This window comes from Candidatus Liberibacter solanacearum CLso-ZC1, from assembly GCF_000183665.1.
In the GTDB taxonomy this organism is placed as follows: domain Bacteria; phylum Pseudomonadota; class Alphaproteobacteria; order Rhizobiales; family Rhizobiaceae; genus Liberibacter; species Liberibacter solanacearum.
Window position 1 is genome coordinate 647,771 of the sequence record NC_014774.1, and the last position, 19,849, is coordinate 667,619.

Genomic DNA, 19,849 nt, shown 5'->3' on the forward strand with positions numbered 1-19,849 from the left:
TGATAGATTTTTGAATATTTTTATATGTTGATGAGGTTTTGATGAAACGTAAGTGTCTTGCTATTGTTCTTGCTGCGGGTAGTGGACAGCGTATGAAGTCTTCTTTTCCGAAGGTGTTGCAGAAAATTGCTGGTAAACCAATGATTTGTCATGTTATGGAAACGATATCAGCAGCAGGTATTAGAGATGTTGCTTTAGTTCTAGGCCATGGTGCAGAAGCGGTTTCAAAGATTGATTTTCCGGCAGAATTATCAGTAGAATATTTTATTCAAGATTCCCAACAAGGAACTGCCCATGCTGTTTTATCGGCTCAAGATGCTATAAAACGAGGCTATGATGATATTATTATCATGTATGGTGATGTGCCGCTTGTTCCTGCTCATACTTTAAAAGAAGCAATGGATAAAATAGTCCAAGGATATTCTATTGCAGTTATCGGATTTAACACCGATAATCCTGAGGGATATGGACGTTTGTTGATAAACAATAATGAATTGGTAGCTATTCGTGAAGAAAAAGATGCGAGTGATGCGGAAAAAAAGATAAAGTATTGTAATAGCGGACTAATGGCCATAGACGGTGTGCATATTCTCGATTGGCTTTTAAAAATTAATAAAGAAAACAAATCGCAAGAGTATTATTTAACAGATATTGTTGCAATAGCGCAATTTGCTGGAAAAACTATTGCAAGTGTCGATGCTATGGAACAAGAAGTTTATGGGTGTAATAATCGCCATGAACTTTCTATAGTTGAGAGTATCTGGCAAGTAAATCGTCGTCGTCGTATGATGATGTCGGGTGTTGCCATGATCTCTCCAGAAACTGTTTTTCTATCGCATGATACTATTATTGATCCAGATACAGTAATTGAACCTCATGTTTTTTTTGGATATGGTGTTGTCGTTGAAAGTGCTGCGCATATACGTGCATTTTCGTATTTAGAAGGGGTGCATGTCGGTAAAAATGCCGTTATTGGGCCTTTTGCTCGTTTAAGACCAGGAACAACAATAGAGCAAAATGTACGGATAGGAAATTTTTGTGAGATCAAAAACACTGTTATTGGGGAAGGTAGTAAAATCAATCATCTTAGTTATGTTGGGGATAGTTTTGTGGGGGAAAGCGTCAATATAGGAGCTGGTGTTGTTACCTGTAATTATGATGGTATTAATAAACATGAGACACATATATGTGATAATGCTTTTATTGGATCCAATTCTTCTTTGATTGCTCCTGTGACTATTGGGAGTGGTTCTTATGTGGCGTCTGGCAGTGTTATTACTCAAGATACTCCTGAAAATTCGCTCGTTCTTGCTAGATCTCGGCAAATTGTAAAAGAAAAAAAGGCTTTGTTAATAAGAAAAAGAAAGTAATATTTTATAAATTTTGTCAAATAATGGATTTTTACTTATAAAATTATTTTAATGTTTATGATGGAATAAGATCAAAAAGTTTTTAGCTAAGTAAAGGTGGTTGAATGTGTGGTATCGTTGGAATTGTTGGAAAAAAAAAGGTAGAGAAACGTCTTTTTGAAGCACTGAAACGTCTTGAATATCGAGGATATGATTCTTCTGGAATGGCAACGATTTATGATGGAAAAATTCAGTGTATACGTGCACAAGGAAAACTTTCTGCATTAGATCAAGAATTGAAAAAAAATCCATTGAAAGGAAATATCGGTATTGCTCATACTCGTTGGGCAACGCATGGTATGCCTAGTAAAGAAAATGCTCATCCACACTGCATTGATGGAATAGCTGTTATCCATAATGGTATTATTGAAAATTTTTCCTGTCTCAAAAAAGAACTTGTTTCTTTTCGATCAGTTTTTCAAACCGAAACTGATACAGAAGTTATTGCCTGTCTCTTAGCAAAATTTATCAGAGATGGTTTGAGTAAAAAAGAATGTATGCAAAAAATTATGCACTGTTTGATAGGATCGTATGCTATAGCTGTCATTTTTGAAGATGATCCTAATACTATTATTGTTGCTCGCAAGGGGGCTCCTTTGATTATTGGTCATGGGGAAGGAGAGATGTTTATTGGATCAGATGTAACAGCGCTTGCTTTATTGACCGATAAGGTCACATATATTGAAGATGGTGATTGGGCCGTAGTGCACAGTTCTGGATTAACGATTTACGATTCAAAAAACAATGAAGTAGAGCGTGCCAGTCAGATAGTGCAGGTTGCTCCTTTTCTTGTCGGAAAAGGACAATATCGCCACTTCATGGAAAAAGAAATTTATGAGCAGCCAGAAGCTATTTCTCGAGTTCTTAGCCATTATCTTCACCTCTCGGATCATACAATCGTTCCTACTATTTTTAATTATGATTTTGCTAAAATATCTGGTCTGCTCGTTTCTTCTTGTGGAACTTCTTATCTGGCGGGATTAATAGGAAAATTTTGGTTTGAACGTTTAGCCGGATTAAAAGTTGAAATTGATGTTTCGTCTGAATTTCGTTATCGAGATTTCGTTTATTCTTCGGAATGGGCTTCCTTGTTTATTTCTCAATCAGGAGAAACAGCAGATACATTGGCATCGCTGCGTTATATGCGTTCTAACGGTTTGATGATTGGATCTTTGGTCAATGTTTTGGAATCAAGTATTGCTAGAGAATCTGATTTAGTATTTCCCATTAAAGCAGGTCCAGAAATAGGGGTGGCTTCTACTAAAGCATTTAGTTGTCAGCTTTCTGTTCTTTTAATTATGGCAATATATGCCGGAAAAATAAGAGGGCATATTCATGCAGATCAGGAAAAAGAATTAATTGAATCCTTGATTGAAGTTCCTCGTAAGATGTTTAATATTCTTCAAAATATTTATTCACAGGTAGAAAAATTATGTTGTTTGTTATCAAAATGTCATAATATATTGTATATTGGAAGGGGATCTAGTTATCCTTTAGCGTTGGAGGGTGCTTTAAAAATAAAAGAGATTTCTTATATTCATGCCGAAGGTTACGCGGCGGGTGAGCTAAAGCATGGTCCGATTGCTTTGATTTCTCAGGATACTCCTGTCATTGTTATAGCTCCTTATGATCGATTTTTTTCAAAAAATTTGTCTAATGTACAAGAGATCGTAGCGCGTGGAGGTCGGATTGTTTTCATCACAGATGAGGAAGGCGCAAAAAGACAAGATTTTCCATCTTTAGAAACAATTGTTCTTCCTAATACAAATGAGATAATTTCTCCAATTATTTTTTCCTTGCCAATCCAGATGATAGCTTATTGCACGGCTGTTTTTATGGGGACAGATGTTGACCAACCTCGTAATCTAGCAAAATCAGTAACTGTAGAATAAGTACTTTTTGTCTTATTTTTATGAACCTATTCAGTGATTAAACTGGAGAATCCTTGTTATGTATAAAAAGTCATTACATTCATCTATTTCCGCAAAGATTCGAAATAACTTTTTTGCTGGACTTATTATATGTGCGCCAGCTGCAATAACGATCTGGTTTACCTTGTCTTTAATCCAATGGTTTGATAGCTTTATTGTACCCTATATTCCTAATCGATATAATCCTGGATATTATGTTGATTTCCCTGTTCCTGGATTCGGGCTTTTAATCGTTATTATTGGTATTAATATTGTTGGATTTCTTGGAAGAAATTTACTAGGAAGATTTTTCTTTTTCATGGGAGAAGCTATCTTAAGTAATACCCCTATTGTTCGACATCTTTATAAAGGCACTCAACAAATCATTCGCACTATCCTTAAAAAGAATTCCAACTCTTTTAAACATGCATGTCTTGTAGAATATCCTAGTTCTGGTTTTTGGTCTTTATGCTTCTTAACGACAGATGTCAAAGGAGAGTTACAAGAAAAATTTTTAGATCGAGGAAACCCAGATATGGTGACTGTTTTTATACCGCCAACACCGTTACCAACGGCTGGAATGCTTGTTTTTGTTCCTAGAGAAAAGGTGATTATGCTTGATATGACTGCTGAGGATTCTGCAAAAATGCTCATATCTGGCGGACTTCTTATACCTGAAAATGTAAAATGTAGAAAAGAATATAAATCGGATTCTGCAACATATAGTCAAGAAGATGAATCTATAGCTGAAAAAAAATGATTATTTTTCTCTTTTTATCCCCGTCTTGAACGACGAGGATTGAAGGCGAATTTTAGTAAAAATGGGAAAAATTGAATTGAAATTTAGATTTATATTAAATTGAAATTCTCTTTAAAAGAAATTTTATATTAATTCCTCTTTGTTTTCTACATTTTAAGGGAGAAAGCATTGGAAATAGCAAGTCATGATCAGCTTCTCTCTTCCTTTTACGCGCAATACGCAATTGTTGGAGAATTTATTTTCCTTCTGCTGTTTGTGGATCTTTTTGTATGGAGTTGTGATAGGATCCAGTTATTATATTTTTTATTCTTTTGAACATACTATTTTTGGAGGTGATCTATGGATTTCAAGGTTTTTCTTTGATTCACATCACTTCCTTGTGGAGGTAATTCTATAGCTTTTATGGCTTTTGCGTGGTGCTTGGATTTATGAGAATCACAACCATTGAGTAGTGATAATATTCCTTATAATAGGGATTATGTTTATTTTATTCATATACTTTTTCTTCTCAATTATTTTATATTAACTGATAATATAATTATTTTTTTAATATAATAGTACTATATTTCAATATATTAAATATATTTCAAAGTATAATAGATGTTTTTAATAAAATAAATATATTATTATTATTTAATTTATTTAATAAAAATATTTTAATAACTTATTATTTCTATTTTTTCTATCTTATACTTATACTATTATTTTCTAACATACGAGAAATGGTTTGATTATCACGGAACAATAAGTCAACAATCTCCTTAAGCGAGATGCTTTGAAGTGTTTAAAGCAACTTTGAAATTGATTTGCCAACTTTTTCACATAATTGGCAAGATATGCATTGGTAACTCGATTTAATTATCCTGCTTTAATAAATTGAAATGCTTCATTATATCGATAGAGGTATAAAAGTATGCGTAGAGATCGTCCTCGAACACTGGTCAGATTTGGATCTTGTTTGATAATATTGATGGCATCTTTGCGTGCTATTTCTAATAGTGTACTATGTAATTCAGGTTGAGCAATGAGAAATTTTGGCATTCCAGATTGCTTTATGCCAAGAATTTCTCCTTCTCCACGTTGCTTTAAATCTTCTTCAGCAATAAGAAACCCATCTTCTGTATTTCTGAGTATAGATAATCTTGTATAACTAACTCTACTTAGAGGAGGGTGGTATAGTAAAATACAACTTGATACTTCTTCGCCACGCCCAACCCTTCCTCTTAATTGATGGAGTTGCGCAAGTCCAAAATGTTCTGCATGTTCTATTATTATAATAGAAGCATCAATAACATCTACTCCGACTTCAATAACGGTTGTTGCAATTAACAATTTATATGTTCCATTTTTAAAAGAATTCATGATTGATTCCTTGTCAGTATCAGACATGCGTCCGTGAATGATAGCGATATCTGATCCAAACTGTTCTTGCAGGCTTTTAAAGCGTTCTATCACTGAACAAAAATGCGATTCTTCTTTTTCTTCGATTTGAGGACAAATCCAATAGGCTTTTTTATTTTCGGACACAACTACTTTCAGTCTTTCAACAACTTCATTTATTCTACTAATAGGAATAATAACGGTTTTAATAGGTTTTCTGCCTGCAGGTTTTTCCGTTATTTTGGAAACATTAATGTCACCAAAAGCGGTGAGAATAAGTGTGCGAGGAATAGGAGTTGCTGTCATCAATAAGACATGAGGAGAATTGCCTTTTTGAGTCAATTTAAGACGTTGTTGAACTCCAAAACGATGTTGTTCATCTACAACAATTAAAATGAGTTTATGATATTGAATGGAATCTTGAAAAAGGGCGTGAGTGCCAATGATAATTTGTGCTTGACCATTGGCAATACGTTTTAAGGCTATTTTTCTTTGTGATTTGGGCATATTCCCTGTAATAATTTCGATACCAATTTGAGAATCTTGCGTGTATTTTTTGATGAATTCATAGTGTTGTTGCGCTAAAATACCGATAGGAGCCATGATAACAGCTTGTCCTCCCGCTTCTACTGCTGTTGCCATGGCAATTAAAGCAACGAGTGTTTTTCCAGACCCTACGTCTCCTTGTAGAATACGAAGCATTCTATTTTTTTGCGACATATCTTGGAGAATATCTCTGATGGCGAGGTTTTGACTTTTTGTTGGAGAAAAAGGAAGGCTTTGTACAATTTTTTGAGCTATTTTTCCTTCAACTTGGATTGGAATTCCTAATTCTTCTTTGAATTTCTTTCGAACCAGTAACAACGCAATTTGTCCAGCTAAAAATTCATCATAAGCTAATCTTTCTCTTGCAGGAGATGTCCATTCAAAATCTTTTACATCACGAGGATTGTGAATAATTTTGAATGCTTCTTTCATGGAAGGAAAGGATTTTTCTTGTAATAAATCGTTTTCTAACCACTCAGGTAATGTTGGTAATCGTGATAGTGCTTCGTCTACAATTTTTTTAAAAAAATCGGCTGATAAGCCCGTGGGAAGAGAATAAATTGGTTCAATAAGAGGTAATATTACATCTTGAGAATCGTAAAAAAAATAATGAGGATGAATCATGGTGAGGCGGTTTTTGAATTTTTTTATTTGTCCTGTAACCGTAATTTTCCTTCCTTTAAAAAAAATATTTTTCAACCACTCGGTTTTTTTGTGAAAAAATAATAAGCTTATTTCACCAGTTCCATCATTTAGTAGAATTTGATAAGGTATTTTTTTAGGGGATCTTACAGAGGGGAGAGAGGCGATATGACCAGTTATCGTTACAACTCTTTCTTCTGAAATTTCTGAAATTTTTGGATGGTATCTACGATCAATAAAGGATGAAGGATAATAAAATAAAAGGTCTATGAAACGGGATTCATTCGCATTTCCAAAATCTATAATTTTGGAAAAAAGCAAAACATTTTTTTCCCCGACGCCACGAAGAGACGATAAAGGGGCAAAAAGAGGATTGAGTAAGGAAGGGCGCATACTTTAATGATTACAATCAATGATGAAAACGATGATTTCATAAAGAATTATAGCAATATGTTAACAATAAGTAGAGTCATTAAATGAGAAAAATTATGAATGTTCATTGTCGAAGAATTGTATACCGTTGTTGGCACAGGGGTACACGTGAAATGGATTTTATTCTAGGATCATTCGTCGATCAATTTATTTTAGATCTGAGTCCAATCGAATTGGATATGCTCGAATCTATTATAGAAGAAGATGATTCCAATCTTTTTAAATGGTTCACAGGAATAGAAAAAGTGCCAGAACATCTTTGTACACCTATTTTTAAAAAGATCTGTGATTATTATTCAATCAATTTAAATCATAAAAATATTCTAGGAAGTCTACAATGATTTTTGGGGATTATATCAATAAAATTAATGAAAAACCCTGCAAAAAAATCACACTTTCTCAAGTTTTTCCTGGTACAGAACCATTCGTTTTAGCAGAAATAGCGCGTTCTGGATTATCTCTTGTTTATATCGGTTCTGATGAACGTGCTTTAGTTAATATCAAGAAAACCCTTGCATTTATTGTCCCTGATATTGATGTTATTATTTTTCCAGCTTGGGATTGCCTTCCATATGATCGTATATCAGCTTCTCCTCGTGTTGTAACAGATCGTCTTGCTTGTTTTTCACATTTGATTTCTTGTAATCCATCTAAAAAAACAAGCATTATACTTACAACAGTGAGTGCGGTGATGTGCCGTTCTGTCAATTTTATGTCGATAAAAGATTGTAAGTTTTCAATACAATCTAAAGATCAGATTAGTATGGCAAAGGTTATAGAAAAATTAGAAAAAAACGGTTTTCAACGGGTCAATACGGTGTATAAAGTAGGTGAATATGCTGTACGCGGAGGTATTCTTGATGTCTATGGACCTTCTGAAAAATATCCTGTTCGTTTAGACTTTTTCGGAGATACGATAGAAAGCCTTCGTCTTTTTGATTATGCTAGCCAGCGTACGATCAGAGAAATTTCTACTTTTACAATTAATACTTTGAGTGAGGTTGTTTTAACCTCTGAAAATATCAGTCTTTTTCGTAAAAATTATCTTTTAAATTTTGGTGCAGCAACGCAAAAAGATTTACTCTATGTTACTGTTTCTCAAGGCAATCGATATCCAGGAATGGAGCATTGGTTGCCTTTTTTCTATCAAAAGATGGAAACAATTTTTTCATACTTAGCTGACTTTTGTATAGTGACAGATTCTGCTGTCAAGGATACAGCGCACAAACGTTCTCAATTGATTCAAGATTATTATGAGGCTAGATGTCAGCATTCTTCCGACAAAAAAAATTATTCTATTTACAAGCCCATTTTACCAGAAAAACTTTATCTTACTTATCAGCAATTTGAGGCAATGCTAGAAAGTTCTAATAAATTAATTCAGATGACTCCCTTTAGCCAACAGGAAACCTCTCATAGTTGTGTTGTGTGTTTGAATGTACGTCCGGGAAAATCTTGGGTACCATCAGCTGTGCAAAAAATTGAATCGCAAGAAAATTGGGAATCAATGAATAGATTTGATCGATTTCTTAGCTATGTTGCTCAGCAATTTCAAAAAGGAAAAAAAGCCTTCATTGCTGCATCCTCCAAAGGGGCATTACAACATTTAATACACCTGATGGAAAGTGATGGCTTAAATAAAATAAAAAAGATCGATTGTTTCAACGAAATACATTCTCTGGCTAAAGAAGAAATAGCAGCAGCAGTCCTGCCTATTGATCAAGGATTTGAAACAGGAAATATGATCCTTGTTACTGAAAAAGATCTTTTAGGAAAAAGAATTATACGTCGTACTGTTCGCAAAAGTTCTCTAGCTAATTCTTTTTTTGAATCTTCAAATATAGAAGAAGGTTCTATTATTGTTCATGCGGAGCATGGAATAGGTCGTTTTATACGTTTAAGTAGTATTGAGGTTTCTGGAACATCACATGATTGCCTCGAATTGCATTATGCTGATAATGCTAAATTATTTGTGCCTGTAGAAAACATTGATTTGATCTCTCAGTATAGCACAGAAAATGAGACGATTATGCTGGATAAGTTGGGAGGATCTTCTTGGCAATCACGCAAATCTAATTTAAAAAAGCGTCTTGAAGATTTGGCACAAAAACTTGTTGATATTGCAGCTAAAAGATTGATTCACAATGTGCCTGCCCTGACAGTTTCGCAAGATCTTTATAGCCAATTTGTCAAAAAATTTCCTCATGTAGAAACTGAAGATCAAGAAAAAGCCGTTGATGCTGTGATTCAAGATTTTACTAGTGGTCATCTTATGGATAGATTAATTTGCGGTGATGTAGGATTTGGGAAAACAGAGATTGCATTGCGTGCTGCTTTTATTGCAGTCATGAATGGATTACAAGTAGCAGTTATTGCCCCTACAACGCTTCTGGTACGACAGCACTTTCGTTTGTTTTCGGAACGTTTTCAAGATTTCCCGGTGCGGATAGTGAGTGTTTCACGTTTTGTCAAACCAAAAGAAGTGGCTCTTCATAAAAAAGCCATTGCAGAAGGTCAGGTAGATATTGTGATTGGAACTCACGCTTTGTTGGATCCAAAAATTACTTTTTCCAATCTCGGATTAATTATTGTTGATGAAGAACAGCATTTTGGTGTCAAACATAAGGAAGCATTAAAGGAAACCCATACTGGCGTACATGTATTAACTCTTTCTGCGACACCTATCCCGCGTACTTTACAACTAGCAATAACAGGCGTACGAGAATTGTCATTGATTAGTATGCCGCCGATTAATCGTATTGCTTGTCGAACTTCTATTTCAATCTTTGATCCGTTATTGATTCGGGAAACCTTAATGCGTGAATATTATCGGGGTGGTCAAAGTTTTTATGTATGTCCCCGTTTGTTAGATTTAGATAAATGTTATGATTTTTTGCAATCAGAAGTTCCAGAGCTTAAAGTTGCGATGGCACATGGACAAATGTCTCCTAAAAATCTTGAAGAAACAATGAATGGCTTCTATGAGAGGAAATATGATATTTTGCTTTCTACCTCTATTGTTGAATCTGGATTAGATTTGCCAAATGCCAATACAATTATTATTCAACGAGCTGATATGTTTGGCTTAGCTCAGTTATATCAATTGCGTGGACGAGTTGGTCGATCAAAAATTTCATCATTTGCTTTGTTTTTGCTTCCAGAAAACAAACCTTTAACTTCTTCTGCTCAAAAACGTTTGAGAATTTTACAGTCCTTGAATACTTTAGGGGCAGGTTTCCAGCTTGCTAGTCATGATCTTGATATTCGTGGTACAGGAAATCTTTTAGGAGAAGAGCAATCCGGACATATTAAGGAAGTAGGTTTTGAACTATATCAAAAAATGCTAGGAGAAACTGTTGCGTCGATTAAAGGAAAAAGAGAATTAGTCGATAGTGATTGGTCTCCGCAAATCATGATAGAAGCATCGGTCATGATTCCTGATAGTTATGTCTCTGATGTTAATTTACGTCTTTCTTTATATCGTCGTCTTGGAAATATTACAGATCATACTGATATTAATCGTTTTAAAGAAGAAATGGTTGATCGTTTTGGTTCATTGCCTATAGAGGTCGTTCATCTCTTAAAAGTACTATTTCTTAAATTGCTTTGTCGAATAGCCAATATAGAAAAGATGGATATAGGTCCAAAAGGTATTATCGTACAGTTCCGTAATAAAAAATTTCATAATCCAGAAAAACTTTTACAGTATATTATGCAACAAAAAGGGAAGATCATTATTCGTCCTGATCAGAGTCTTTTTTTTGATTGTTTATTACCAACTATCAATAAGCGATTTATAGAGGCAAAACATATTCTTAGTCAGTTGATCAAACTTATAGATGTTGATATACAAAAATGTGATAAAAATGATTCAGCGTCACTTAAAGTGAAATGATAACAATAAGTATGATACGTGATATTTTGTTTAATATTATAGCGATAGGTTTGGAATGTGCACTGGCAAGATGATGCAATAGTTCTTGGAGTCCGTTCTTATGGTGAGAAAAACATTATTTTAGAAGTTATGACTCGCCATTATGGGCGTCATTTAGGATTCGTACGTTACGGACAATCGCGCCGTATACAACCCGTTTTACAAGTTGGAAATTTAGTAAGAGTTAATTGGAGATCTAGGTTAGAACAAGATTTAGGAGAATTTCGTCTTGAGATTATTGAATATCGTTGTTCTAAACTTCTTTCTTCTGCTATTTCTCTTTATGGATTACAATCAATGATCCCTATTTTTCGATTCTTGCCTGAACGAGATCCCTGTCCAGATCTTTATGATCTGTTAAATCTTTTTATTAATAGCCATAAAATCTCATCTATTTTAGGAAAAATTTTTATTCAAATTGAACTTATTCTTTTGAAAAATATTGGATTTGGTCTTGAAATTACAAAATGTGTTGTGACAGGTGTCAGTCACGATCTTAGCTGGGTTTCTCCTAAATCTGGTGGTGCTATTTGTCATTCATTAGGGCTTCCTTATGCAAGTAAAATGCTTGTATTGCCGTTGTTTCTTTGGAAAGAACAACAAAATATAGATGCAGATTCTCTCAGAAATGCTTTTCGGTTGACGGGCTATTTTTTAGATAAATACGCTTTTCAACATAATATTATTCATTGCAATAGTCTTCGAATAAATTTTTTAAATAAATTGATAGAATTACTTTAAACTTTTGTGCAGAGAACATTGCTCTGCATTAAGTATAGTTGTGAGTAGAGAGAAAGGTTAAAAGTAAAATTAGCTCAATGAAGGATTGAATATCAATCTTGAGTCCTTTTGAGCATGAAATTTTTGTAAATAATAGTAGGAACTAAGGAGGTATCCTGTTCGTCAAATAAGCATATACTGGTCGTTAAAGATAGTGATACCCCGAACCTTTCCGGGGTATCAAAAATTTAAATGATTTATTTTACGGTATTATGTGGCTTTTTCGCTCATAATGGTGGCATGATAATTAAGGCATCAATCACAAACTTGACAAATAATATGACGTTTTTTCCCAAAAGAAAGTTTTATAACTCCAGCTGAGTCAAAATCTTTCAATTCAATATGTGCTTTTTCATTTGAGATCACATTATCATTTACTTTGATAGCATTACTTTGTATATGCCGACGTGCTTCACTTGTTGAAACAGCAAATCCTGCTTTGACGATAAGCGTCAAAATACCTATTCCCTGATTTATTTCAGCCTTTGAAATTGATATAGTTGGCATATTTTCTGAGTACATATTCATATCGAAGCATTCCATCGCAGCGGTTGCGGCTTTTTCTGCCTCGGCTTTTCCATGTACCATTGTTGTAATTTCGGTTGCTATGATTTTTTTAGCTTCATTAAGTTCTTTTTCTTGCAATTTTTCTATGCGATGAATTTCAGATATTGGAAGAGTTGTCAATCTTTTTGCAAAATTCACAACATCGGCATCATCGATATTGCGCCAATATTGCCAGAAATCATACGGAGAAGTCATTTCTTTATTAAGCCAAATAGCTCCCGCAGCTGTTTTTCCCATTTTGGCACCAGAGGAAGTAGTAAGAAGTGGCGAGGTCAGGGCAAATAATTGTGGAGTTTTTAAACGCCCCCCGAGCTCAATTCCACAAATCATATTTCCCCATTGATCTGATCCTCCCATTTGGAGACGACAATCATAGTTTTTCGATAGTTCTACAAAGTCATAAGCCTGTAAAATCATATAGTTGAATTCAAGAAAAGAAAGAGATTGCTCACGTTGTAAACGTGATCGTACAGAGTCAAACGAGAGCATTCGATTTACGGAAAAACAGCTTCCAACTTCGCGCAAAAAATCTATGTACTTAATAGGTGATAGCCATGCATCATTATTGAGCATCAAAGCATCATTTTTACCAGTTCCATATCTTATAAAAGCAGAAAATATATCTTTAATACTTTTGATATTTTTCTGAATTTCTTGAACTCCTATCATTCTTCTGGCTTCACTTATGAAAGAAGGATCTCCAATCATACCTGTTCCCCCGCCCATAAGAGAGATAGGTCTATGACCTGTTTTTTGTAGCCAGAACAACATCATTAATTGTGTTAAATGACCTACGTGTAAGGAAGAAGCAGTAGGATCGTAGCCGATATAAGCTGTGATGGTACTGTTATAGCATAATTTATCTAGCTCTTGAGGATTGGAGATTTGATGGATAAATCCTCTTTCTGAGAGAATATTTAGAAAATCAGATTTAAATACAGACATGTTAAATTTCTTTCTATGTCAATGTTAATATTCACATACCTATCTCTAAATATTATTTTACTATTTTACAGAGATATCGAGATCTTTTGGTATAATTAAGAGAAGATTTTTTTGAACAAACGATAATACCGATTAATATAATCAGATCTGGATGTTAGTGTTTTGATTCCAAAATATTGAAAGTATAATTGACTGCGTTTTAAATGATATGCAGACGATACTAACATTACATTTCTCCCTTTTATATTAGATGAAGTGAATTGAGCATTTTGAAAGGTATTAAATGATTGTGTTTCTAGTTTGATATCATCTCTTTCGACATCTAGTTTTAATAGTTTTTGGCTATAGACGGTTGCTTCCGCAAGACCATTTTTTTGTGGATCTCTTCCAGTAATTAGAATAGTACAGTGTGTGCTGTGCTTTTTGCATAATTTATAGAGCCGTATTGTCTCAAAAATCCTAGCATAAGATTGAATAGAAGTTCAATACCCACTGTAGGCAATGTAGGTATTTTTTCTGTGCCATTGCCGAGTAAAACAATAATATTACCCTCTTTTTCCCATTGAGGAGATGATAAAGGTGTTTGATAAGGAAACTGTAAATTCTTTAGTAATATTGCGGGAATTAAGCCGGAACCAATGCACAAGATCAATATTAATAGACCTAAAAGATCCTATTTTTGATAGGTTTACGGGAGCAAGATAGGAAAGACAAGAGGATCAATAATGATAAAAGAAAAAATACAATCATCAACAGTTGTTATCCTTTTGCTAGCTTATGATTCGTGTGATAAATGAATTAAGTTTCTTAATAGGAACATTTCTTCACTTCATCATGAAGAATTGTGGATAATTAAATAAATATTGATAAAACTAACTTGGCAAAATTATTCTATATTTACTATCGATCAATATTACTGTTTCTACTCCCTATGTATTATTTTATAAAGTATAAATTTTTTCATAGCAGGGGATCAATCATAGCTTTTGTTGCTATATTGCTGAGAAAAATACTTTTTGATCTGAGGAATAAAAATAGGGATAAGCAAAAGCTTATCTTAAAAAGATCGAGGATTTAAGATATTTCTTAAACCCTCATCTTTGCATGGTTTTAACATCAAAGGCAATTTTTATTTTTAAGTCCTCACTATTTTGATCTCGTAAGTGACATTAATAAATGTATAGACCTGATATTTTATTTTATGTAGCATTTAGAATTTTTTATTGTCCCGTATAGTTTTCATTGTACTCAGTACTCATAAGTTACATTATGCCGTTGGTAATAGTAGAAAATTTATTGCAAAATTTTAATGTTTAGAATATTTCTGCCTAGTTATACAAATAGGTAGAATTTTCAAACAATATGAGGCAACCTTGCAAAATAACATCATTCAACTTCTTTGAATTTTTGATTGATTTAATCTAATAATCCCGCAACTATTTTCAAATCCTTTTTAAACAACAAGGAAGAAATAATGTTTTTATTTCGTTCCTCATCAAATTCAAAAAACCAAACAAGAAGAAAAAGTGAAAGTATTTCTATAACTAAGGAAAAAACAGATTATTCTAATAGCAGAACAGATATTTTATATATCCTTATAACTATTATTTTTAGCCTAAATCATTTATCTTTTTCCAGAGCGATATGCAGGTTTAGCAGTAGGTTTCTGAGATTTATTAACTGTCTTTTTTTTACTAGTAGTATTTTCTTTAGATGTACAACTTGTCAACAGAGGACTAAGTGTAAGCATAAATATCGTCCCTATTTTGATTATATTCATCATTTATTTCCTTTTCTACTACAATTTTTAACAAATATAATATGAATATGTAATAAATTAATTAAAAAAATATTCATTTAATAAATTTTTTATATAATAAATACAGTAAAGAATTATATTTTTTGATAAATTAAATTTTATATATACTTTTTATCTATTATCTATTTTTAAAAAACATCTATACTTTATTATTTTGTTTCAATATTTTTCTTTATCACGGTTATTATTGTTTTTTTTGTTTGAGAAGTATTATTGTTCTTGTTTATTTTTAACTTTTCTTATTTTTTTTATGCGACAAGATGTATAGTTTTATGGATATAAAAATAGTTTTTTTATAGTCAACGTTTTGAGAATATGAGACGGAATCATCAAAAAATATTCTTCGTGATGCTATGTTATCGTCTCTTTTGTTTAAATAAAGAGCAGGGATTAAAGGTTAGATATTTTTTGTACAAATTTTTCTAATTTGGATAGAATTATATGTATTTAAATAGTTGATATTTCAATTATTTTTTTACAATTCCTCACTTTATCTTTTAAGGAAGGGATTATCGCTTATTTTAGAGGCTATAAGGCGAGAATTTTTAATTCCCAAAGTACTCTATCTGCTCCTTTGGTGTATACTCTGGTTGAGATACAGCTTTCCAATCGTATTTCCGCTAGGTACCCGTGCTTCAATGCCCATTTAAATAACAATTCCTTAAGTCAGAAAAGATTTCTTCTTTCCAATCTCTGATAATGAATCCCCCGCTCTAAATTTCACGAAAAATGATAATTTCGCTCCATCATGAAAGTCATAAGATCGACCCATAGTAATCACTATATTCTTCCATCCGACAATGATTTCTCCGTATTTTGAGTAGGTTGATGTCTCCACATAATGGATCGACCGCTTTAACATTCTGTTTCGGCTAACGCTTACATGCATCATCATCATTGGATATCCATTTTATATGGCAAGGAATTGAAAGTGAGCTATTTGACCAAAAGACGATAGCAACGCTCCTTGTAACGATCCTTGAGTATGGACAAGACATCATTTCCAGTGTTCTAGGTTTCTGGTTCAGCGATGGAGTAGTGAAGAAAGAGAACTAAATTGTAAAAACACTCACCACTCTAATCAAAACCTTGGGGGGTTAAGATTGCAGGCGTACCAATGCCCAGCGGGAGAGGATAGACTTTCAGCTATATATGATTCATTTTTAATTTTGGAGCTGATCGATACAAATACTCCATCCTTTGAAGATGCGTTGATGCAGAAGAGTGGAAGAATCCTCTCTACCAATGCACAAGATGGATTTATGCGGGGGGTAAAAAGATTAGAAGGTTGATATTGAGGAGGAGAGATGGAGGCGGAATTAATGAGGGATTTAATAGTAAGGCGTTAAAAAAATTGAAAAATCAATGCCCTATGGATCGATCATAGGGCAGGGTTATTCAAGGTCTTTATATTCCTCTGTTTTTCCTATCCATTTAACAGTATTCGCACCTTTTGCCAACAACTTATCGCTTGCATTCTAGGATGCAAATGAAAAAATTAAATAGAAGCGGAAGAAGAAAAAAAAAGGAACTAGCAATTTTATTACTATAACACACCTTTAAGTATAGGTTATTTCTTCGTGTAATCGTGATTTTAGTCCCTTTCTTTATTTATACTGTCTATGAATTTTAGGTTTGTAGTTGATTAGTTTCCTGTTTATTTTTTTTTGTCTAAGTGGAATTTTGGTCCGTTAATTCATTTGGAAGTTGCGTATTTTCTTCTATATTATTTGGAGTTGTTGAGGTTTTTTCTTTTTCTCCTCCTTCTAGTTCTTGTGGTCCTGTTGGTCCTTCTGGTCCTGGTCCTCGTTTTCCTTGTGGTCCTGTTGGTCCTTCTGGTCCTTGTAGTCCTTGTAGTCCTCGTGGTCCTCGTGGTCCTCGTGGTCCTGCTGGTCCTCTAAATTTTTCAAATATTGGGTCTTTTTGCATAGCTTCTAATATTTTTGACATATCGACATTATTCTCCACACAACTACTTAACGGTATAGTTATTGCTACCATTGCAGCGATAGAGACTAAGCTTGATTTTTTAATATGCATAATTGAAATCCTATTTTTTATTATTTTTTAAAAATATATTTAATATGTACGTTTGTATTTAAAATAAATTATTCAGTCAATTATTTGAATCAATGTATACATTGTCATACTGGAAATGATATTTTTTAAAGATTTTATTATTATTGAATAACAATCCGATAAATTTTTAAGCAAGATTATTTGAAGTATTTAAATGAAGTTTTCATACTCTTTCCGTTGCTTGAATTAGCTAGTAAAAACAGCATATCAGCTTAATTGAATAGTTCACGTGATGCCATCATTAACGGTAGATGGGTTTGGTAAGGGAACAGGGAAAGGGGTTGTGAAACGTATTATTTCTGTTTCAGGATCGTAAATATGACAAAATAAGATTATAATCTTACCATATTTATTAGTATCGGATGGAACCGAAGGACATGTATTTCTTGCAGTAGCATTGTCTCCAATTGAGGGGGTTGTTATTAATTGTATAATCCGCAATAGCACTCTTCGATAACGTGTTTATCCGGATAATTCGAAGAGTAATTATTTTGAATGCACAAAATAAGTTTTTGCTGGGAAAGAGCAATTGAAAGATTTTTTACTACAACGAAAGATTGATCGGAATTGTTCATGATAATTTCTATTTAAAAAACACAGGAATTATATGAAAAATCAGTAAATTAAGAATTTTCTGATTTAGGATTAGAACGTTGGAAGTTATTTTTTGCTCCATTCCTAATATTGAGATTATTGGTTTGATGTATTTTATTTATCATAACACTGAAAATTAATTTTCGTACTACTTTCGATGCAATATCCATCCTGATTCCTGTTTTCACATTGAGATGTTAATCCAGTGAATGGTTCGGCATTTTTATATCCCCATAGTTGACATCGTTTTATTGCTGATTGTTTGGTTACTTCTAATTGTTCAGGAATTAATTTAGCAGTGAAAATATCCGATTGATATCCAAAGGTGACTATCCCATCTGCCTTGCTTCCGCCCAAAGAATGAATTCTTGGTGGATAGAAACAACCCTGTAATAGACAAATGATAACAATAATAGTTAGAATACTTCTACTTGAATAAGACATTTTTTTCTCATACTATAATAATAATATATATTTTCCTTTTAGTTAGACTTTGAAAAAAAAACTCTAGCGTTGTTGATAATTAAGGGAAAAGTACTAAAAAAAATTGTTCCTAAAATGCTAAAATAACAAAATTAAATCAATTGCTTATGCTATTTTTGATACCTTTGATAAATCGCATAAACTACTTAAAATAAATCGTTTGTATCAAGATACGACCACATTATAATTATAATAAATTGTTTATAAATCGTATGGGCTTATCATTGAGATATAATCCGCTATCATTTCTTGAGAAGACAACTAAAGAAAAATGATCACTTAATCAAAATTCTTACCTATAAAAAAAGAACAACCAGATTCAAAATAAAATAACGTTAAAATAAATAACTTGCTTTGTAAAAATGGTGCCCCCGACAGGACTCGAACCTATTACCTCCTGATTACAAATCAGGCGCTCTACCAGCTGAGCTACAAGGGCTTACTCACCGTGTAATGATATCTTGAAATGTGAATAAAAGTCAAAGAAAAATATATTTTTACGAATATTTTTCTAATATTTAAATTTTTTTTTTCATAGCAAAAGTATTATCTCTGCCTTGTACCTTCCATAATTCACAAGTATCATCGCTATTTGTGATATTAGTGCAAGTTAAAAAAAAAGCTTTTATAATCTTAACAGGTCAGGGTTTTAATACTTTTGTTAACTTTCTGAGATCTCAATCTTTTTGTTACTCATATCAAGCTAATATTTCTTCAAGGAATTATTCCAGTCCTCTGCGTGAAGGAGTATTCTCATTTTTACAGTCTTATCTTTTGGGTTTAGGCTTAATTGGGCAACTGATGCACATAAAAATATAGAAAAATCCCATAATTCACCAGAGCATTTCAGATAACTATTTTCAATAGCATTATCGCCATACCCTTTATAACGGGATCTAGGGCTAGTCAGTTATAAAGGGTATGGCGATAATGATTGATATAGTCGATGTTTATATTGCTCCTCAAGTACTTCCGATCTCTTCCCTCATAAATATCAACTTTTAATTTTTTTGAATTGATGTCGCTATATTAGGTTTTTCCAATATAGTGCTGGATTGTGTTATATGATCTCATTTTGTAGCATTTGTTGGTATCATTTTATTGATGATGACATCATTTTTTACTGTATCAACGGTATTAGCTACATTTTTAGGTCGTGCAGCTTCGTGGAGAATTTTGAAAGAAGATGCTGTTGCTATTGTAGCTGTGGATCTCATTGTAGTTGATGCGATTTTACTTCTTCTGGCTATAAAGTTGACTGCCAATTTAGCTCCCACTCCTATGGCTGGTACAATTAAGAGTGCGTCAGTAACAATTCCAAATATTCCCCATCCGATTTCACCTTTTTTGAATGCTTGGATAGTTCCATAGATAGGAATTGAGCTTATAGCTACTTCTTTTGCCAAATGATAGATCTCATTTTTTTTGGTAACAGCGCTATCTTCTTTAATTAATCCTGCGCTATCAGCGGTTTTATCAGAATGATTTACTTTTGCTATTGTATGGGAAGTGCTTTGGTTATACTGCGTTTGTATATAATTTTTATTAAGTTCTGGTATATTCATGATA

General features: G+C 33.1%; 16 protein-coding genes and 1 tRNA gene. 6 read left to right on the forward strand and 11 right to left on the reverse strand.

Going from position 1 to position 19,849, the window contains the following annotated elements; all coding sequences use genetic code 11:
- Positions 1 to 41 precede the first annotated feature (41 nt).
- The 3 genes from glmU to CKC_RS02980 all read left to right on the forward strand — a co-directional run bounded on the left by glmU (position 42) and on the right by CKC_RS02980 (position 4,079).
- On the forward strand, positions 42 to 1,370 hold the full coding sequence (gene glmU, locus CKC_RS02970; RefSeq protein WP_013462012.1) for a bifunctional UDP-N-acetylglucosamine diphosphorylase/glucosamine-1-phosphate N-acetyltransferase GlmU: 1,329 nt from the start codon (positions 42 to 44) through the stop codon (positions 1,368 to 1,370).
- Positions 1,371 to 1,474: 104 nt separating this feature from the next.
- The gene (gene glmS, locus CKC_RS02975) at positions 1,475 to 3,301 is read left to right on the forward strand and encodes a glutamine--fructose-6-phosphate transaminase (isomerizing) (RefSeq protein WP_013462013.1); all 1,827 of its coding nucleotides are present in this window, start codon (positions 1,475 to 1,477) and stop codon (positions 3,299 to 3,301) included.
- Positions 3,302 to 3,359: 58 nt separating this feature from the next.
- Entirely contained in the window at positions 3,360 to 4,079 is a 720-nt protein-coding gene (locus CKC_RS02980) for a DUF502 domain-containing protein (protein WP_013462014.1), read from the forward strand.
- Between the two features lie 858 nt (positions 4,080 to 4,937).
- On the opposite strand, the gene recG is transcribed toward CKC_RS02980, so the two are convergent.
- Positions 4,938 to 7,040, reverse strand: a complete 2,103-nt coding sequence (gene recG / locus CKC_RS02985; protein WP_013462015.1) for an ATP-dependent DNA helicase RecG — start codon at positions 7,038 to 7,040, stop codon at positions 4,938 to 4,940.
- Between the two features lie 83 nt (positions 7,041 to 7,123).
- Here recG and CKC_RS02990 point away from each other — a divergent pair, with 83 nt between their 5' ends.
- From CKC_RS02990 to recO, 3 genes are read left to right on the forward strand one after another with little or no spacing between them, the layout of a single operon-like run.
- The gene (locus CKC_RS02990; RefSeq protein ID WP_044054096.1) at positions 7,124 to 7,420 is read left to right on the forward strand and encodes a succinate dehydrogenase assembly factor 2; all 297 of its coding nucleotides are present in this window, start codon (positions 7,124 to 7,126) and stop codon (positions 7,418 to 7,420) included.
- A complete protein-coding gene (mfd, locus tag CKC_RS02995) occupies positions 7,417 to 10,974 on the forward strand; it encodes a transcription-repair coupling factor (RefSeq protein WP_013462017.1) in 3,558 nt (1,185 codons plus the stop codon). Before CKC_RS02990 ends, mfd begins: the two co-directional genes overlap by 4 nt.
- A gap of 57 nt (positions 10,975 to 11,031) precedes the next feature.
- Positions 11,032 to 11,754: a DNA repair protein RecO gene (gene recO / locus CKC_RS03000; RefSeq protein WP_013462018.1), complete on the forward strand. Its 723-nt coding sequence runs from the start codon at positions 11,032 to 11,034 to the stop codon at positions 11,752 to 11,754.
- Positions 11,755 to 12,048: 294 nt separating this feature from the next.
- On the opposite strand, the gene tyrS is transcribed toward recO, so the two are convergent.
- The 10 genes from tyrS to CKC_RS03040 form a co-directional block, all read right to left on the reverse strand.
- On the reverse strand, positions 12,049 to 13,305 hold the full coding sequence (gene tyrS / locus CKC_RS03005; RefSeq protein WP_013462019.1) for a tyrosine--tRNA ligase: 1,257 nt from the start codon (positions 13,303 to 13,305) through the stop codon (positions 12,049 to 12,051).
- Positions 13,306 to 13,400: 95 nt separating this feature from the next.
- A complete protein-coding gene (locus CKC_RS06295) occupies positions 13,401 to 13,781 on the reverse strand; it encodes a YdcF family protein (protein ID WP_338028868.1) in 381 nt (126 codons plus the stop codon).
- A complete protein-coding gene (locus CKC_RS06300; protein ID WP_050780886.1) occupies positions 13,700 to 13,951 on the reverse strand; it encodes a hypothetical protein in 252 nt (83 codons plus the stop codon). Before CKC_RS06300 ends, CKC_RS06295 begins: the two co-directional genes overlap by 82 nt.
- Positions 13,952 to 14,929: 978 nt before the next feature.
- Positions 14,930 to 15,085: a hypothetical protein gene (locus CKC_RS06130; protein ID WP_013462021.1), complete on the reverse strand. Its 156-nt coding sequence runs from the start codon at positions 15,083 to 15,085 to the stop codon at positions 14,930 to 14,932.
- A gap of 700 nt (positions 15,086 to 15,785) precedes the next feature.
- Positions 15,786 to 16,022: a hypothetical protein gene (locus tag CKC_RS03015; RefSeq protein WP_013462022.1), complete on the reverse strand. Its 237-nt coding sequence runs from the start codon at positions 16,020 to 16,022 to the stop codon at positions 15,786 to 15,788.
- A gap of 773 nt (positions 16,023 to 16,795) precedes the next feature.
- Positions 16,796 to 17,164 carry a hypothetical protein gene (locus CKC_RS06195; protein ID WP_013462025.1) on the reverse strand — a complete coding sequence of 123 codons (369 nt, stop codon included), beginning with the start codon at positions 17,162 to 17,164 and terminating at the stop codon, positions 16,796 to 16,798.
- Between the two features lie 264 nt (positions 17,165 to 17,428).
- Positions 17,429 to 17,644 carry a hypothetical protein gene (locus tag CKC_RS06060; protein ID WP_143827767.1) on the reverse strand — a complete coding sequence of 72 codons (216 nt, stop codon included), beginning with the start codon at positions 17,642 to 17,644 and terminating at the stop codon, positions 17,429 to 17,431.
- 267 nt (positions 17,645 to 17,911) lie between these two features.
- A complete protein-coding gene (gene yecR / locus CKC_RS03030; RefSeq protein ID WP_050780888.1) occupies positions 17,912 to 18,241 on the reverse strand; it encodes a YecR family lipoprotein in 330 nt (109 codons plus the stop codon).
- A 402-nt stretch (positions 18,242 to 18,643) separates the two neighbouring features.
- Positions 18,644 to 18,719 (reverse strand) — tRNA-Thr (locus tag CKC_RS03035).
- A 631-nt stretch (positions 18,720 to 19,350) separates the two neighbouring features.
- The gene (locus CKC_RS03040; RefSeq protein WP_044054101.1) at positions 19,351 to 19,845 is read right to left on the reverse strand and encodes a hypothetical protein; all 495 of its coding nucleotides are present in this window, start codon (positions 19,843 to 19,845) and stop codon (positions 19,351 to 19,353) included.
- Between the last annotated feature and the right edge of the window lie 4 nt (positions 19,846 to 19,849).

What these genes read in the sequence shown, in the direction of transcription:
- CKC_RS03040 (WP_044054101.1), bottom strand. Translation starts at nt 19,845, where the DNA reads ATGAATATACCAGAACTTAATAAAAATTATATACAAACGCAGTATAAC.
- yecR (WP_050780888.1), bottom strand. Translation starts at nt 18,241, where the DNA reads ATGTCTTATTCAAGTAGAAGTATTCTAACTATTATTGTTATCATTTGT.
- recG (WP_013462015.1), bottom strand. Translation starts at nt 7,040, where the DNA reads ATGCGCCCTTCCTTACTCAATCCTCTTTTTGCCCCTTTATCGTCTCTT.
- CKC_RS02980 (WP_013462014.1), top strand. Translation starts at nt 3,360, where the DNA reads ATGTATAAAAAGTCATTACATTCATCTATTTCCGCAAAGATTCGAAAT.
- CKC_RS03015 (WP_013462022.1), bottom strand. Translation starts at nt 16,022, where the DNA reads ATGATGATGATGCATGTAAGCGTTAGCCGAAACAGAATGTTAAAGCGG.
- mfd (WP_013462017.1), top strand. Translation starts at nt 7,417, where the DNA reads ATGATTTTTGGGGATTATATCAATAAAATTAATGAAAAACCCTGCAAA.
- tyrS (WP_013462019.1), bottom strand. Translation starts at nt 13,305, where the DNA reads ATGTCTGTATTTAAATCTGATTTTCTAAATATTCTCTCAGAAAGAGGA.
- CKC_RS06195 (WP_013462025.1), bottom strand. Translation starts at nt 17,164, where the DNA reads ATGCATATTAAAAAATCAAGCTTAGTCTCTATCGCTGCAATGGTAGCA.
- glmS (WP_013462013.1), top strand. Translation starts at nt 1,475, where the DNA reads ATGTGTGGTATCGTTGGAATTGTTGGAAAAAAAAAGGTAGAGAAACGT.
- CKC_RS02990 (WP_044054096.1), top strand. Translation starts at nt 7,124, where the DNA reads ATGAGAAAAATTATGAATGTTCATTGTCGAAGAATTGTATACCGTTGT.
- CKC_RS06130 (WP_013462021.1), bottom strand. Translation starts at nt 15,085, where the DNA reads ATGAATATAATCAAAATAGGGACGATATTTATGCTTACACTTAGTCCT.
- glmU (WP_013462012.1), top strand. Translation starts at nt 42, where the DNA reads ATGAAACGTAAGTGTCTTGCTATTGTTCTTGCTGCGGGTAGTGGACAG.